The 15,181-nt window shown below is 58.3% G+C and carries 11 protein-coding genes; 3 read left to right on the forward strand and 8 right to left on the reverse strand.

All coding sequences use genetic code 11. The features are described 5' to 3' along the window. Positions 1–3 precede the first annotated feature (3 nt). The 5 genes from EXZ61_RS09690 to EXZ61_RS09710 form a co-directional block, all read right to left on the reverse strand. Positions 4–1,071, reverse strand: coding sequence for an HD domain-containing phosphohydrolase (locus EXZ61_RS09690; protein WP_142811312.1), 1,068 nt, complete (start codon positions 1,069–1,071; stop codon positions 4–6). A gap of 14 nt (positions 1,072–1,085) precedes the next feature. After that, on the reverse strand, positions 1,086–5,126 hold the full coding sequence (locus tag EXZ61_RS09695) for a PAS domain-containing hybrid sensor histidine kinase/response regulator (protein ID WP_142811313.1): 4,041 nt from the start codon (positions 5,124–5,126) through the stop codon (positions 1,086–1,088). 24 nt (positions 5,127–5,150) lie between these two features. Next, positions 5,151–6,785 (reverse strand): response regulator, encoded by a 1,635-nt coding sequence (locus EXZ61_RS09700; RefSeq protein WP_142811316.1) that lies wholly within the window; start codon positions 6,783–6,785, stop codon positions 5,151–5,153. Positions 6,786–6,951: 166 nt separating this feature from the next. Next, positions 6,952–7,641 carry a PilZ domain-containing protein gene (locus tag EXZ61_RS09705; protein ID WP_142811318.1) on the reverse strand — a complete coding sequence of 230 codons (690 nt, stop codon included), beginning with the start codon at positions 7,639–7,641 and terminating at the stop codon, positions 6,952–6,954. A 3-nt stretch (positions 7,642–7,644) separates the two neighbouring features. Then, positions 7,645–8,682, reverse strand: a complete 1,038-nt coding sequence (locus tag EXZ61_RS09710; RefSeq protein WP_142811320.1) for an alpha/beta hydrolase — start codon at positions 8,680–8,682, stop codon at positions 7,645–7,647. Positions 8,683–8,887: 205 nt separating this feature from the next. On the opposite strand from EXZ61_RS09710, the gene EXZ61_RS09715 reads away from it, so the two are divergent. Both EXZ61_RS09715 and EXZ61_RS09720 read left to right on the forward strand, forming a co-directional pair. Next, positions 8,888–9,385 (forward strand): hypothetical protein, encoded by a 498-nt coding sequence (locus tag EXZ61_RS09715; protein ID WP_142811322.1) that lies wholly within the window; start codon positions 8,888–8,890, stop codon positions 9,383–9,385. 11 nt (positions 9,386–9,396) lie between these two features. Next, a complete protein-coding gene (locus EXZ61_RS09720; RefSeq protein ID WP_142811325.1) occupies positions 9,397–10,497 on the forward strand; it encodes an NAD(P)/FAD-dependent oxidoreductase in 1,101 nt (366 codons plus the stop codon). 90 nt (positions 10,498–10,587) lie between these two features. On the opposite strand, the gene EXZ61_RS09725 is transcribed toward EXZ61_RS09720, so the two are convergent. Continuing rightward, a complete protein-coding gene (locus tag EXZ61_RS09725; protein ID WP_142811327.1) occupies positions 10,588–11,670 on the reverse strand; it encodes a quinone-dependent dihydroorotate dehydrogenase in 1,083 nt (360 codons plus the stop codon). A gap of 58 nt (positions 11,671–11,728) precedes the next feature. Here EXZ61_RS09725 and rpiA point away from each other — a divergent pair, with 58 nt between their 5' ends. After that, on the forward strand, positions 11,729–12,433 hold the full coding sequence (gene rpiA / locus EXZ61_RS09730; RefSeq protein ID WP_142811329.1) for a ribose-5-phosphate isomerase RpiA: 705 nt from the start codon (positions 11,729–11,731) through the stop codon (positions 12,431–12,433). Positions 12,434–12,443: 10 nt separating this feature from the next. Here the strand turns inward: rpiA and EXZ61_RS09735 are convergent, their stop codons facing one another. Together EXZ61_RS09735 and EXZ61_RS09740 are read right to left on the reverse strand one after the other, a co-directional pair. Beyond that, on the reverse strand, positions 12,444–13,094 hold the full coding sequence (locus EXZ61_RS09735) for a glutaredoxin family protein (protein WP_142811331.1): 651 nt from the start codon (positions 13,092–13,094) through the stop codon (positions 12,444–12,446). Next, on the reverse strand, positions 13,094–15,148 hold the full coding sequence (locus tag EXZ61_RS09740; RefSeq protein WP_142811333.1) for a M3 family metallopeptidase: 2,055 nt from the start codon (positions 15,146–15,148) through the stop codon (positions 13,094–13,096). The genes EXZ61_RS09735 and EXZ61_RS09740 overlap by 1 nt, the downstream gene beginning before the upstream one ends. Positions 15,149–15,181: the final 33 nt, after the last annotated feature.

Raw genomic sequence — 15,181 nt, forward strand, 5'->3', positions numbered from 1 at the left:
GGACTAGGCATCGTCCGACAGCGCTCCGTTTTCTTCGCTGTATTGGTCTTTGATGCGAAGGATGTCGGGTAGCGCTAATCTAAACGGTGCCATCAGTGCGGGGTCAAACTGGGTGCCTGCACCTTGTTCAATAAATGCCACCGCTGCCTCGGTCGTCCACGCCTTTTTGTAGGAGCGCTCAGAGGTAAGGGCGTCGAACACATCGGCAATGGCGACGATGCGGCCAAACAGTGGAATCTGCTCGCCGACCAGGCCGTTGGGGTAGCCCGTGCCGTCCCACTTCTCGTGGTGGGTTAAGGCCACGCTGTGCGCAGCGCACAGGAGATCATCTTTGTGCTCGCCAATGATTTTGGCACCCATGGCAGGGTGCTGGCGCATGGTGTCCCATTCGGCCGCATCGAGCTTGCCGGGTTTGAGCAAGATGTGGTCAGGGATGCCGATTTTGCCCACATCATGCATAGGTGCTGCTTGGAACAAGGTTTCCACGTGCAAAGGGTTCAGGCCGTGGGCCTGGGCAATCAGGCGCGAGAAGTGGCTCATGCGGATCACGTGGTTGCCGGTTTCGTTGTCCTTGAACTCGGCGGCGCGCCCCAAACGCAAGATGATTTGGCGGCGCGTGGTTTCTAGCTCTGCCGTGCGCAGCGCCACCATGCGCTCGAGCTCCCGGGTCTGGTCATACAGCGCAAGATGGGTGCGCACCCGCGCCAGCACGATGGCAGGACTGATGGGCTTGGTGATGTAGTCCACGGCACCTAGCTCCAAGCCTTTGCGCTCGTCTTCCTGCTCGCTCATGGCCGTGACGAAGATGATGGGTATGCCTTTGGTGTCGTGGTTGCGTTTGAGGCGCTGGCACACGTCGTAGCCACTGATGCCCGGCATCATGATGTCCAACAAGATCAGGTCTGGTTTGTTGTCACCGGCCGCAATCTTGAGCGCCTTTTCTCCATTGAGGGCGATCTTGGTGATGTAGTGTGGTGCCAAAACTTCCGCCAGCAAGTCGATGTTTTCTGGCGTGTCGTCCACGATGAGGACGGTTTGCTGCGCGTGCTTGGGTATGGGCGTGGCACTCATGGGCGAGTCCTTGGCTATAGCGTGATAGACAGCGCTTGGGCAATCTCGCGGAGCTTGTCCAAGGCGCTTTCAAACTCGTACTTGCTGATGAGCTTTTGCAGCTGGCTACTTGCCGCGCCTTGGCCCGCGTTGCGCAGGTCGGCGGCTAAGCTGTCGGCCAGTTTGGCGGACCGCGCATCATCCTCCGCCAGCAGTTCGGCCAGTTGCCGCATGCTGTTGCCCAAGGTTTCCAAATCAAGCGGGGCTGCTGCCTGAGCGGTTGCCACATCGGGTGCTTCGGCACCCAAGGCGTCATGGGCACCTAGCGTGAGCGCGCTGCGAATGTTCAGCACGGTTTCGGCCAGCGCTTGCGCAAGCTCTTGCAGGGCGGCCGTGGTGGCTGCTGCGTCTTGCTTGCGCAAAGCAGATTCAGCGTTGCCTGCCAAGGCCATGACTTGGCTGGCCCCAATGTTGCCCGCCAGCCCTTTGACGGTGTGGGCTTCTCGGGTGGCGGTGTCAGTGTCACCTTGGCGGAGGGCCTCTTGGATGCGCTGCATGGCATCGCTTTGCGTTTCCACAAAACGGGTGATGAGTTTGCGCATGAGCTGCACATTGCCATCCATGCGGCGCATGGCGCTGCCAATGTCCAACCCTGCGATGGCAGGCAAGCTGTCAGACGCTTGTGATGGCGCGCTTGCGGCATTGGCAGGTGTGTTGTTGGCAGGGTCGCTGGGCACCACCCACTTGGCGAGGCTGTTGAACAGCTGGTTGACGTCAATCGGCTTGCCAATGTGGTCGTTCATGCCAGCAGCAAGGCATTGCTCTTTGTCGCCGCTCATGGCGTTGGCGGTCATGGCCAGGATGGGGAGGGTGGCAAAGCGTTCATTTGCGCGCAGCAAGCGCGTGGCTTCAAAGCCATCCATCACCGGCATTTGGCAGTCCATCAGCACGCCGTCGTAGGCAGTTTTCTCCACCATCGCTACGGCTTCTGCCCCGTTATTAGCCACATCGACCCGAATGCCTGCGCCTTGCATGATCTCCAGCGCCAATTCTTGGTTGACTAGGTTGTCTTCTACCAGCAGCAAATAGGCACCACGTACTTTTTGCAGGGCCTCTTGGTTGGCTTCTTGCCGCTGGTGCTTGCGCCCACGGGTCACCACGTCTTTGCCCAGCGCGGTCAAGATGCTGTCTAACAGGGCGGAGGGGCCCACAGGCTTGAGCAGGAGCCCATCAATTTTGGTGCCTTGCGCCTGCTCCAAGAGCTCGTCGCGGCTGTGCGCCGTGACCATGACAAACGCCGGTGTGTGGTGAAGGCTTGGGTCGGCGCGAATGCGCTGGATGGAAGAAAGCCCGTCCATCTCCGGCATCATCCAATCCATCAGAACCAGGCCGTAGGGTTGCCCATGGGCCTGCGCTTCTTCTAGGGCAGCCAGGGCCTGCGTGCCACTGTGAACCGCATGGGCTTTGAATTTTTGAGATTCCAAAATCGCCAACATGATCTCGCGGGCACGGGCGTTGTCATCTACGACCAAAATCCGCAGATCGGCAACGTCGCTGTCCATCTCTAACCTGGGCCGTTGTTCGATTTGGAGGCCAAACATGCCGGTAAAGCTGAAGGTACTGCCTAGGCCCGGGTGGCTTTGAACGCTGATGTCACCCTGCATCAGTTCCACCAAACGCTTGCTGATCGTGAGGCCTAAGCCAGTGCCGCCGTATTTGCGCGTGGTGGACGCATCGGCTTGGGAGAACGCGCTGAAGAGCTTGTTGCGTTGGTCCTCGCTTAAGCCAACGCCTGTGTCGCTGATGTCAAACTGCAACTTGATATGGTCAGCAGGTGCGCCGGGCAGCGTGCGAATGGCCACGGTGATTTCGCCACGCTCGGTAAATTTGATGGCGTTGCCGACCAGGTTCAACAGCACTTGCCCCAAGCGCAGAGAGTCACCCACTAAAGCTGTGGGTACGTCAGGAGCAATGTCAAACAGCAGCTCTAAGCCTTTGTCCTGCGCTTTGATGACGCTTAGATCCGCCAAGTTTTCCATCACGTCTTCAAGGTGAAACTCCGCGCTTTCAAACTGCATCTTTCCCGCTTCGATTTTGGAAAAGTCCAAAATGTCATTGATGATACCCAGCAGGTTGCGGGCGGCGGAGTCTACTTTTTCAATGTAGTTGCGCTGCTTGGCATCTAGGTCGGTTTTCAGTGCCAAGTGCGACATCCCAATGATGGCATTCATGGGGGTACGAATTTCGTGGCTCATATTGGCCAAGAAGTCAGACTTCATGCGGGTCGCGTCTTCCGCCAGTTCCTTGGCTTGGCGCATGGTTTGCGCGGCGATGCGCTCCGCAGTGACGTCGTCCATCATCCACACGGTTCCGCGCGAGAGATCATTCATGTCGATGGCGCTGCCACTCAGGCGACACCAGATGCGGCTTCCATCCTTGCGGTAGAGCTCTTGGGTGCTGAAGTGGACGCCATGGGCCTTGATGTCGGTGTAGGGACCTTCACCGTTGCGAACGCTTTCATCTAGCCAGATTTGGGGGGGCTTGCCGACGAGTTCGCCGTGGTCCCAGCCAAATAGTTCGTCTAATTTGTGGTTGGCCCGCACGACGATGGAGTCTTTGATGAACGCGATGCCAATGGTGGCCGCCTCAAAAATAGCACTTTGCTCATCACTGGCCTGGCGCAGTGCCCGCTCTGCGCGCTTTTGGTCGGTGATGTCGCGCATGGACGCAATGATGAGCGAGCGCTCATCATCCTCTGCGATGTAGCAAGACACATCGACATCAATGGCTACGCTGTTGCTTCGCACATAGCGTGTTTCAAACCGCAGGGGGCGTGCGGCATCTCTCAGCGTGTCCACAAGGCTTGCACCATCATCGCCAGCGAACTTGTGCAAGAAAGGCGCTGGCACTTTGCTGCCTATGACCTGCTCTAGCGTCGCTTCAATCAAAGCCAGTGCGGCTTGGTTGGCGTAGGCAACGGTCATCGTGTGGGGGTCCGCCCAAAACATGGGCTCAGAGTTCTCCACCACCGTGCGGTTGAACAAAATGCGCTTTTCCGTTCTCTTGCGCTCGGTGATGTCAATCATCCAAGCCAAGATGCCAGGCTTGCCCTCATGGTCGGTCGGCATGTAAGTGACTTGCAGGTCGCGCACTGTGTGGTTGGGGCAGTACATCTGCAGCTCCAAGTCATTCACCACCCCATGCGACTTAATCTCTTGCACGATGCGGCTGCGGTCCTCGGGCACCACCAAGGCATTGGAGGCGGCATCTCCCACTTTCATATCGATCAGCTCGGTGATGCGCGGGTTGGCAAAACGAATAATGCCCTCGCTGCTGACGGCTACGCCCACAGGGGCCACGTCCAAAATGTTCTGTAAGCGGCTGGCCTGCGTGTGCAGCCTATGGATCAGGGTATCGACGGTTTGTGCAATCAAGGAGGCATTGACCAAGAGCAGCACGACCAGTTGCGACCAAAGGTACAGGTTGAAGTGGTGCAGCCGTTGGGCTTCAGTCTCCACCGTAGGCGTGCCAAACACACCATAGAGTCCGTCCAAGGCCCGCATACCAAATACCACGCCTGCTACGACCACCGGCCACAACAACCCGATAGCACCGGCCCTGCTGTAGTGCGGACGAATGGCGCGATAGCACTCCTGCACTGCCATCAACGCAATGGCCGAGGCGGCCCCGTACACCCCCACGCTGCCCAAAGCACTTAAATCACCGGCGTGGGCAAGGCCCACCACCAGAATCCCTGCGCCAGCGGCAACCGCTAAGTCACGCCGGTAGGTGCAATGCAGGCCATGCAGTTCACGCATGCCAGAGCGAAATAAGACGGTACCGCCTAGGTACAGCAGGTCTGCCCCATTGAAGGTTTGGTAGAACGCGACAAAACTCACGTTGGAGTCTCTGAAAAACGGGACGATGTCGCCCAGCACCAGCAAGAAATTGGCCGCACAGAAATGCCGACTGGCCGTGCGCGTGCTGTCGGTACTGAAGCCAAACGTGGACCACCCTAAGCACGCCAAGGTGGATATCAGCAGCAACACATTGGCAAGTGTTCCGGGATCGGTCATGGTGGGTGGCCTTTGCGGTTGCGGTCAGGGGCGCGTGTCTTTCACTTCGCTATGGAGGGCATACGGCAGCTGCACTGTGAGCGTGGTGCTAGGTGTGTCGTCGCTGGTGGACATGGCAATCTCACCTTGTTGCGTAACTGCAAACAACTTGGCAGAGAAGGTGCCAAGCCCTGTGCCATCTTGCTTGCCGGACGTTGAAAACTTGTCAAAAAACGTGTCGCGTATGTCTTTGGGCACCGCGCCCAGGTTGTGGATTTTGACCAGCACCTTGCCGTTGACAATGTCTAGGTCTACTTGGATGGCGCTTCCAGTGGGTGCCGCCTCCATGGCGTTTTTCAGTAGGTTGTTGAACATGGAGTAGCACAGCAACTCATCCCCCATCACGGGGTAGGCGTCTGGCGTCTCCGCAGCGGAGCCCTTGTTGGCGAACTGCAACGTGATCTGTCGCGCGCCAAGCTCTGAGCGCATTTCCTTGGCAATACGCTGCAGCAAGGGGCCAAGCTCTACGGTACTGGGGTGGTACTCATACGTGCCTTGTTCCATCTTGTAGAGGTCCAGCGACAGATTGACCATACCCAGCACGCTGTAGGCCGCTTGTTCTATGTACTTGACGATTTCCTTGTGGTTGTTGGACATCAGGTTGTCGCTCAACAGGCTAGACGAAAAACTGATGATCCCTGCAATCGGGTTTTTGAGGTCGTGTTGGGCAATGCGCTCCACCTCGTCGCGCAGGCGGATGTTGTCTTCCAGCACGGCATTTTTTTCGATGAGCGCAATGCGGTTGCGTTTGAGTTCGGCGAACGATCGCCGCAATTTGAGGTGGGTCTCAATGCGCGCTTTGAGGATGGGCGGCTCCGCAGGCTTGCTCACAAAGTCCACAGCGCCGAGCGCAAAGCCTTTGGTGACGTCGGTGGTGTCGCTCATGGCTGTTAAGAAAATGACGGGAATGTCGGCTGTGAGCGGGTTGGCCTTGATGCGCTTGCACACCTCAAAACCATCCATGTCGGGCATCATCACGTCCAACAAAATGAGGTCAGGTATTTTTCCTGAGTCCAAGATTTTGAGTGCACGCTCGCCACTATTGGCCGCTTTGACTTGGTAGTCGTCTCCCAGCAGCGCGACCAATACATCCAAGTTGTCCGGCACGTCGTCTACTACCAAGAGCACCGGCTTGGTGGCCACCACATTGGGGTCGGCAAGGGTGGTGATGCGGCTGGCAGCGGGGAGGGCGTTGCGCGTAACCACCGGCACGTGGCGACTGGACCGCAGGCTGATGGGCCGTGGGTGCTCAATCACTTTGCGAACTTTGGCCTCCAGCGCGCCCACGTTGAAAGGCTTGACCATGTACTCGGACACGCCTGCCTCAATGGCCACTTGCACTTGGTGGCGCTCGGTCTCTGCCGTCATCATGAGAACTGGCAAATTGCTGTATTTGGCGCTGGCGCGAATGGTCTTGAGCAGCTCTAAGCCTGTCATCACGGGCATGTTCCAGTCCGAGATCACCACATCAATCTTTTGGTTTTGCAAGATGCGCCACGCATCAGCGCCGTTGTTGGCCGTGATGACATGCTTCATGCCCATTTGTTGCAAGCTATTGGTGAGAATGCGGCGCATGCCCTCCATATCGTCGACCACCAAAAAAACTGTGCTCAGGTTCATAGTGCAACTCGGGTCGGTTTGCGCTCCTGGGTGGCAGCGCACTGGATACAACGAACGAAGGCAACCCTCCTACAGCGGAAGTTGCGTCGATAAGTCTAGCCCCAATCGCTGTTGGGTGGGGAGGGAAATAGGGGCGAAGTGCAGCCGTGCTCTAGGCGATGGCCCTTCATTTGCGCGGTGTTTGCGTCAGGTAGTGCAGGGCTAGCTTGGCTTGCTGTGTGGTGGCACCGAACGCCATGCCAATGCAAAACTGCTGATCTTCGCCGGCGGGGTTGTTGTGGCAAATGCGTGCAGCCACCGTGATGGGTAGTGGTTCGCCTTCTATTTCTGCGGAAATAGTGAGCGTAATCGCCCCCCCGATAGGACCCACGGGGCTGGATGCTTTCACCATGGCACCTGCCATGCTGATATCCACCAACTGCCCCTCCACCGCTGCAAGTTCGGCAATGCCGCTGGGCTCGCCCGTCCATAGCTGGCAGGGCCATGAGGTCTGGGTGCGCAGCGACTTGCGCACCGTGCGGCAGTCCACTTGTGCCGGGTAGGCCAACAAGGCGTAGGCAAATGGCTTTTCAAAGGTTTGAAGCACTTTGCTCAGGAAAGAAAACTCTAGCTGGCCTGTGAAGCCGCGCACGACACAGACGTCACCCTCCGTAAGGCCCGTGCTTTGCCCCTCTGGGCCCAAGGGGCCTACCATGACACCTTTGGACTCTATAGCTCCGTAAAACTGCGCCTCCGCTTTGGTCGTCCCCTCAACCAAGCGTCGGGTCTGCAAGGCCATGCCAGTGCGCAAGCCCAACAGCTTGAGGGGTAAGCGCTCTACCAGTTCAGGCCCAGGGGTGGTGGTTTGCTCTGACACGGCTCAGTTTTGGGCTTGAGGCAAGGATTTGGTCCATTTGGTGATGGTGGTGACCATAGGGGCCACTGCAGCAGGGTCTTTGATGTCCCCCGCCAATACATGTTGCCCTACGCTTTTGCTATAGGTTACCGCTTCCAGGGCTTTGAGTGGGGCACCTACGCGGGTGAAGGCGGCTTGCGTTTCTGTGGGGTCCACGGTTTCATCCTGTTCGCTGTACAGCATGATGACCGGGGTTTGAAATACAGAGAGGTCGCTCTCCCGCACGTTCTTGACCAAAGCCATCATGGGAAATATGGCGCGGGTGGGGTAGCTTGTGGTCCACCCGTTGGCTTCGCGGTCATTGGCAGGCGTCCAACCACGGGTTTCGCCTTCTAAAGTCAGCGCGATGGTCTTGCCCCAAGGGCCGTTGATCAATTCAGCACGCTTATCTTTGGGGCCAAAGTTGGGCGATACGAAGGCATACGCTGCCACTTTGTTGCTGTCAGGAGACGTTGCAAACCAAGTTGCCAGCGTTGCCCCTGTGGAAACAGCAATGACCAAGACTCTATCGCCCAATGTGTTACCAATGCGCACGGCTTCTTGGGCATCCGCCATCCAGTCTTGTACGCTCGCATCACCCATGGCGGCACCCGCACGGCCATGGCCGGTGAGCCGGGTGTAGAACAAGTTTGCGCCCAGTTCCTTGGCCACTAAGTCGGCCACTGGCGCAGTTTCTATACGGCTCGCAGAAAAGCCATGCAGGTACACCACAGCCCATGGGGTACGTGTCTTTGCCTCAGTCGCCCACACAATGCCTTTTTGGTTGTTGGGCTTGATGTCGGTGTACGCAGCCTCACTGGCTTTGACCCAGTTGTCCAGTTCCGCAATCGCCTGAGGTGGTGCCGCCCGGGTCGTTGGTGTGTTGGGGCCAAACTCGTTGCGGGGCCCCACAAAAAACAGCGCTGCCAATACGCCCAAAGTAGCGAGTAGCCCAAGCACGATGCGCAACCACAGTTGAGGTGCCGTGAAAGCGGTGCCAACGGCATCGGTGTAGTTGGGCATTCGGTTCTCCTGCGATGAATGGCTGTAGTGCTTTGGATGCTTGGCCTGTGGCCTCAAAGATGCCGAAGGAAAGATCGGCAAATAGAAGCCATGCGCAAGCCGCTGTTGTCTAAGATAGTACACCGACTACACCATGGTTTTTTTGGCGGCTTTACGACAAGTGCCAATGCCCGTGGTGCACGAAGCTCAAACAATGGAGGTCTCTATGCGGTTTTTTGCTTGGCGTACTGCCACGGCCTTGGGGCTTGTGGGTCTGCTTATAGGTTGCGCACGCGTGTCTGAGACCAGTTTGCTGCTGTTTTCTACCTTGCTGCCGGCGACCTTGGTGGTTGACGGGCAATTGCTGCAAGGGGATATGCAGCTTTTGCCAGACCGCACGGGCACCATGACAGTGCGCAGCCAGCGCACAGCCAAAACACTACAGCCTTCTGAAGCTGCGCCCCTCGTAAGTTGTGTGGGGCAGTTGCGCTACAGCGCGACCATGCATGGTGTGATTGATTTGCGTTGCAATGCCGGCGTAGAAACAGAATTGCGCTTTAACATGCTCAGTGCAACCCGGGGCTACGCCTACGGGCAGACCCCCCAAGGCCCGGTGAGCGCCACCTTTGGTTTGAACACGCGTGAGGCGCGTGCGTACCTTACCCTGCCGCCCGGCAAGCAGTTGGTGGATACGGGGGATAGTTATTTCTTTGAGCTTCGTTAAGGGATTCGGGTGTGGAAACTGTAGATTGCGTGGTGGTTGGTGCGGGTGTGATCGGCTTGGCCGTAGCGCGGGCCTTGGCCTTGGGGGGGAGAGAAGTGTGGGTACTGGAGGCGGAAAACGCCATAGGCACCCAAACCAGCGCCCGCAATAGCGAGGTGATTCATGCGGGCATTTATTACCCCGCTGGCTCTTTAAAGGCTCGGTTATGCGTGCAGGGCAAGACCATGCTGTATGACTACTGCGCCAGCCGTGGCGTGGCGCACCAACGCTGCGGCAAGCTCATTGTGGCTACCAACGCCACGCAACTGGCCGAGCTGCAGAACATCATCTACAAAGCGCAAGCCAACGGCGTGCATGACTTGCAGCTTTTGTCTGCAACACAGGCCCAGGCTCTAGAGCCAGCGCTGCAATGCGTGGGCGCTTTGCTGTCACCGTCCACTGGCATTGTGGACAGCCACGCGCTGATGCTGTCTTTGTTGGCCGACTTGGAGAATGCAGGCGGTACTTTGGCGCTGAATTCGGCTGTGGCGCGCATGCACTATGCGCAAGATGCTATTGAAGTGGTAGCGGAGGATGGAACGCAGCTGCGCGCGCGCACAGTGGTCAACGCAGCGGGCCATGGCGCGGTCGCACTGGCAGGCCATACGCAAGGCCTTCCCCAAGCTAAGCTGCCCACCGCCTACTTTGCCAAAGGCAGTTACTTTGCCTTGGCAGGCCGAGCCCCGTTTTCTCGTCTGATTTACCCCGTGCCTGAAAAAGCCGGTTTGGGCGTGCACCTCACGCTGGACTTGGGCGGGCAAGCCAAGTTTGGGCCGGATGTGCAATGGGTAGAGCGGGCCGACGATCTGCAGGTGGAGGCAGCCCGGGGCGATGCGTTCTATGCCGAGGTGCGCAAGTATTGGCCTGCCTTGCCCGACGGGGCGCTGAGCCCTGCCTACGCGGGCATGCGGCCCAAAATCAGTGGGCCCCAAGAGGCGGCGGCTGATTTCTGCATCCAAGGCCCGCGCGACCACGGCGTGCCCGGCTTGGTGAACCTGATGGGACTCGAATCCCCCGGCCTGACCAGCGCGTTGGCCATTGGTGCATTCGTGCAAGGGCTGCTGGAGCCCTAGCGAGGGGCCGTCCAAACCAGCTTTCTTTGGCTGCTTGGGTTGCTACTGTTTATATAGCTACTCGCGCAATATGCATGGGCGCTAGAGCCCTTATTTGCCCATGTTTTTGATCGCCAAGGCCGCATCGGCCACCAGTTGGGGGCCTTGGTAGATCAGGCCGGTGTAAATCTGCACCACATCGGCCCCCGCTTTGATTTTGCTCACTGCGTCGGCTGCACTCATGATGCCGCCCACGCCAATGATGGGGAACTTTGGCCCCAGCGCCGCACGCAGTTGCGCAATCACGCGGTTACTCATTTCAAGCACCGGTGCGCCCGATAAGCCGCCTGCTTCTTGCGCATGGTCCATGCCCTGCACCGCGTCGCGGCTTAGAGTGGTGTTGGTGGCAATCACGCCATCCATCCCTTGGCGCAGCAGCGTGGCGGCAATGAGTTGAACTTGGGCCTCATCCAAGTCAGGGGCAATCTTTACAAAGATAGGTTTGCGCAGTGGGGTGACTCCACCTTTGCCGTCCGGTGTGCCGTTGTGGGTGGCCAGTACTTCACGGCGCTGGGCAATCGCGCTGAGTAAGCCATCCAGCGCTTCGTCACTTTGCAGCGCGCGCAGGTTTTTGGTGTTGGGGCTGGAAATGTTGACGGTGATGTAGTCCGCATGGGCGTACACGCCATCCAAACACGCCAAATAGTCGCTGGTGGCTTGCTCGATGGGCGTTGCGGCGTTTTTACCGATGTTCAGGCCCAAGACCAAGCGCGGGCTCTTGGCTTGGCGCAGGCTGGAGCGCTGCACATTGTCAATAAACGCATCCAAACCTTCGTTGTTAAAGCCTAGGCGGTTGATCAGCGCGTTAGCCTTGGGCAAGCGGAACATGCGGGGTTTGGGGTTGCCGGGTTGGGCCTTGGGCGTCACCGTGCCTACTTCAACAAAGCCAAAGCCCATGGCGCTTAGGCCATCGATGCAGCGTGCATTCTTGTCCAAGCCTGCGGCCATACCGACGCGGTTGGGAAAGCGCAGGCCTGCCAACACAATGGGGTCATCCACTTGGGTATTGCAGTACGCCCACTGCAAGGGCGTGCCTTGGGCCTTAGCAAGTCCCGCCATGGTGACCTCATGGGCTGCCTCGGGGTCTAGGCTGAATAAAAAGCGACGGGCGAGACCGTAAGGCACAAGGGACATCGGATAATTCCTCCAGTATTTCAAACCGATTTGTAATTTGCTTGAGGGATTTTCTCAGATGACCACACCATCCTCCGCCAACGCCCCGGCGCTCACCCAAGACGAACTCAAAACACTGGTGGGGCAAGCTGCCTTGCAGTACGTGGTACGCGGTGAAATTGTGGGGGTGGGCACGGGCTCTACGGTCAATAAGTTCATTGACGCCCTGGCCACCATCAAAGACCAAATCAAAGGCGCGGTATCCAGTTCCGTGGCCAGCACCGAGCGCCTGCAGGCCTTGGGCATCCCGGTGTTTGACTGCAATGAGGTGACCCAACTGGCCGTGTACATCGACGGTGCGGACGAAATTGATGGCAAGGGCTATATGGTCAAGGGCGGTGGCGCGGCGCTCACCCGGGAGAAAATTGTGGCTGCCCAATCCACACAGTTTGTGTGTATTGCCGATGAGTCCAAGCTGGTGCAAACCTTGGGCAAGTTCCCCTTGCCTGTGGAGGTGATTCCCATGGCCAGCCAGCGGGTGATGCGCCAGTTCCAAGCCCTAGGCGGCAGCGCCAGCATTCGCCAAAAAGATGGCAAACCGCTGGTGACCGACAACGGCCAGTGTATTGTGGATGTGACCGGCTTGCAAATTGCCGATCCACTGGCGTTTGAGGCTACCGTAAGCCAGTGGCCGGGCGTGGTGACGGTGGGGGTGTTTGCCGTGCAGCGTGCCCACGTGTGCTTGCTGGGCACGCCTGCAGGCGTGAAAACGCTGACGTTCTAAAGCCGACGGCTTAGAACGTTATCCCTGCCGGGTTGGCGGGGTTGAAGGCTGGAGGCGCCGTGAGATCCACTTTGGGTTCAGGCGCTTTTTCTTTGGGGGCTACCGGTGCAGGCTTGGCGATTTGCACCAAGGGCGTGGCAGCTGCATAGCGGTAGCCAAGGGGCAGTTGGGACGACTTAGGGTAGCCTGCAGCGTCTAGGTATTGGTTCCACTCGGCGTCCGACATACCCTTGAGGCGCTGGCTGCCTATGGTCAGCACGGGCAGTGAAGTGTCTCCGGTCAAACGCTGCAGCGCTTCCGAGTCTTCATTGGTGTTGACGGTTTTCTCGGTAAACGGAATGCCTCGGTTGGTCAGCATAGAGCGGCCACTGTCGCAAGGGCCACATTTCGCGGAGCTGTACAGCGTGACAGGGAACTTGCTCACCACTTGGCGCAGCTCAAAGGGCAGGTTAGACGCTGACGCCGCACCCGCTGCGCCAATGCCGGTCGCTGCAATCTTTCCCTGCTCTGGGTTGGCTGGAGGTTTGTCAGAGAACGATACTTTGCCGTCTGGCCCCACGATGCGGTACACCGTTTGGGCGGATGCAGTCACGGCAAAACCCAAAACCAAGGCGCTGGCGAGCCAGAGGGCGGGTTTGGCTTTAAACAGCTGCACAGTCATTAATGGGCTCCTTGGGTCATGCCTTGGTGGCGAAGCAAGGCGTCTATACGGGGTTCGCGGCCCCGGAAGGCCTTGAACGATTCCATGGCTGGGCGGCTTCCACCCGCCTCTAGGATCGCTTGGCGGTATTGTCTGCCAGTCTCGGGGTTGGGGGTGCCGTCTGCCGCTGCGGTTTCTTCAAACGCAGCGTAGGCGTCGGCACTGAGTACCTCTGCCCACTTGTAACTGTAATAGCCCGCCGCGTAGCCGCCCGCAAAAATGTGACTGAATGTATGTGGAGTGCGGCTCCAGCTAGGGGGTTGCAAGACCGCTACTTCTTGTCGTACCTGGTCTAGCAGTTGCATAAAGTCACCGTCGGTTTGCGGCGTGGTGTGCAGCAGCATGTCAAAGAGCGCGAACTCGATTTGCCGCAAAGTTTGCATGCCGCTTTGGTAGTTTTTGGCCGCCAGCATCTTGTCAAACAGCGCGCGGGGCAATGGCTCGCCGCTGTCTACGTGGGCTGTCATGTGCTTGAGCACACTCCATTCCCAGCAAAAGTTTTCCATGAATTGGCTAGGCAGCTCGACCGCATCCCACTCCACACCGCTGATGCCGGACACATCGTGTTCGTTGACTTGGGTCAGCATGTGGTGCAAGCCGTGGCCAAATTCGTGGAATAAGGTGGTCACATCGTCATGGGTGAGCAGGGCGGGCTTGCCGTCGACCCCTTGCGCAAAGTTACACACAAGGTGGGCAACCGGGGTTTGCAACTGCCCGTTGTCGGGCCGCAACCAGCGTGCGCGCACATCGTCCATCCACGCGCCGCCACGCTTGCCGCTGCGCGCAGCCGGGTCAAGGTAGAACTGGCCTACCAGTTGCAAGCCGGTGGCGGTGCGCCGCTCGATGCGATAGAACTCTACGCCGGCGTTCCATACGGGCGCTGTGTCGCGACTGATTTCTAAGTCGAAGAGGGTTTGGGCAATCTTGAATAAGCCGTCCAGCACTTTGGGTGCGGTGAAGTACTGTTTAACCTCTTGCTCGCTGAAGGCGTAGCGGGCTTCTTTGAGTTTTTCGCTGACAAATGGCCAGTCCCACGCCTGCGGGTCAGCCAAGCCCAGCTCGTCCTTGGCAAAGGTGCGCAGGTCAGCCAGGTCTTTCTCAGCAAACGGGCGGGCTTTGTGCCCTAGGTCGCGCAGAAAGGTGATGACGTCATCGGTGGAGTTGGCCATTTTGGGCTCGACCGACAAGGCACCGAAGTTGGCAAAGCCCAGCAACTGGGCTTCTTCTTGGCGCAGCGCCAGAATTTCGCGAATGATGGGTGCGTTGTCACGTTGGGCGGCTTCGGCATCCGCTTGGTCAGACGCACGGGTGGCGTAGGCCCGATACAGCTTGGCGCGCAAGTCGCTGCTGTGGGCAAACTGCATCACCGGCAGGTAGCACGGCATTTTGAGGGTGAGCTTGTAGCCTTCTTTCCCTTCAGCTTGTGCTGCCGCTTTGGCCGTTTGTAGTACATCGTCGGGCACACCGGCTAATTCTTCGTCGGTGGCGTAGTAGCTAAAGGCATCTGTGGCGTCGAGTGCGTTTTCGCTGAACTTTTGCCCGAGTTCCGCTTGGCGTTCTTGAATTGCTGCAAAACGGTCGCGCGCAGCGCCTGTGAGTTCAGCGCCGCCCAATACAAAGTTGCGCATGGCGTTCTTGTGGGCCTGTTTTTGCTCTGCATTCAGCGTGGCGACGTCGATAGCCTTGTACTTGGCGTACAGGCGTTCATCGGCCCCAAGCTTGGTCCAAAACTCGGTAACTTTGGGAAGCGCTTCGTTGTACGCAGCACGTAGCTCGGGCGTATCGGCCACGCTGTTGAGGTGGCTCACGCTGCCCCAAGCGCGGCCCAGTTTCTCTGTGGCTACATCCAATACCTTGGCAATCTCATTCCATTCGGCAGGAAAGCTTGGCTCTGTGACAGCAGTCAGTGCTACCTGCGCCTTGGCCAGCAACTCGTCTAGTGCCGGAGATACATGTTCCGGCGCGATTTGGTCAAACAGAGGAAGGTCGGCAGAGGAGAGCAGGGGATTGGTCATAGGTGGTCAGATGCGGGTGGGCAGCAAAGAATC

This window comes from Rhodoferax aquaticus, from assembly GCF_006974105.1.
In the GTDB taxonomy this organism is placed as follows: Bacteria; Pseudomonadota; Gammaproteobacteria; order Burkholderiales; family Burkholderiaceae_C; genus Allorhodoferax; species Allorhodoferax aquaticus_A.

Bases quoted from the DNA above. Each gene is read 5' to 3' on its own strand.
- EXZ61_RS09710 (WP_142811320.1), bottom strand. From the start codon at position 8,682: ATGCCCAACTACACCGATGCCGTTGGCACCGCTTTCACGGCACCTCAA.
- EXZ61_RS09715 (WP_142811322.1), top strand. From the start codon at position 8,888: ATGCGGTTTTTTGCTTGGCGTACTGCCACGGCCTTGGGGCTTGTGGGT.
- rpiA (WP_142811329.1), top strand. From the start codon at position 11,729: ATGACCACACCATCCTCCGCCAACGCCCCGGCGCTCACCCAAGACGAA.
- EXZ61_RS09700 (WP_142811316.1), bottom strand. From the start codon at position 6,785: ATGAACCTGAGCACAGTTTTTTTGGTGGTCGACGATATGGAGGGCATG.
- EXZ61_RS09695 (WP_142811313.1), bottom strand. From the start codon at position 5,126: ATGACCGATCCCGGAACACTTGCCAATGTGTTGCTGCTGATATCCACC.
- EXZ61_RS09725 (WP_142811327.1), bottom strand. From the start codon at position 11,670: ATGTCCCTTGTGCCTTACGGTCTCGCCCGTCGCTTTTTATTCAGCCTA.
- EXZ61_RS09690 (WP_142811312.1), bottom strand. From the start codon at position 1,071: ATGAGTGCCACGCCCATACCCAAGCACGCGCAGCAAACCGTCCTCATC.
- EXZ61_RS09740 (WP_142811333.1), bottom strand. From the start codon at position 15,148: ATGACCAATCCCCTGCTCTCCTCTGCCGACCTTCCTCTGTTTGACCAA.
- EXZ61_RS09735 (WP_142811331.1), bottom strand. From the start codon at position 13,094: ATGACTGTGCAGCTGTTTAAAGCCAAACCCGCCCTCTGGCTCGCCAGC.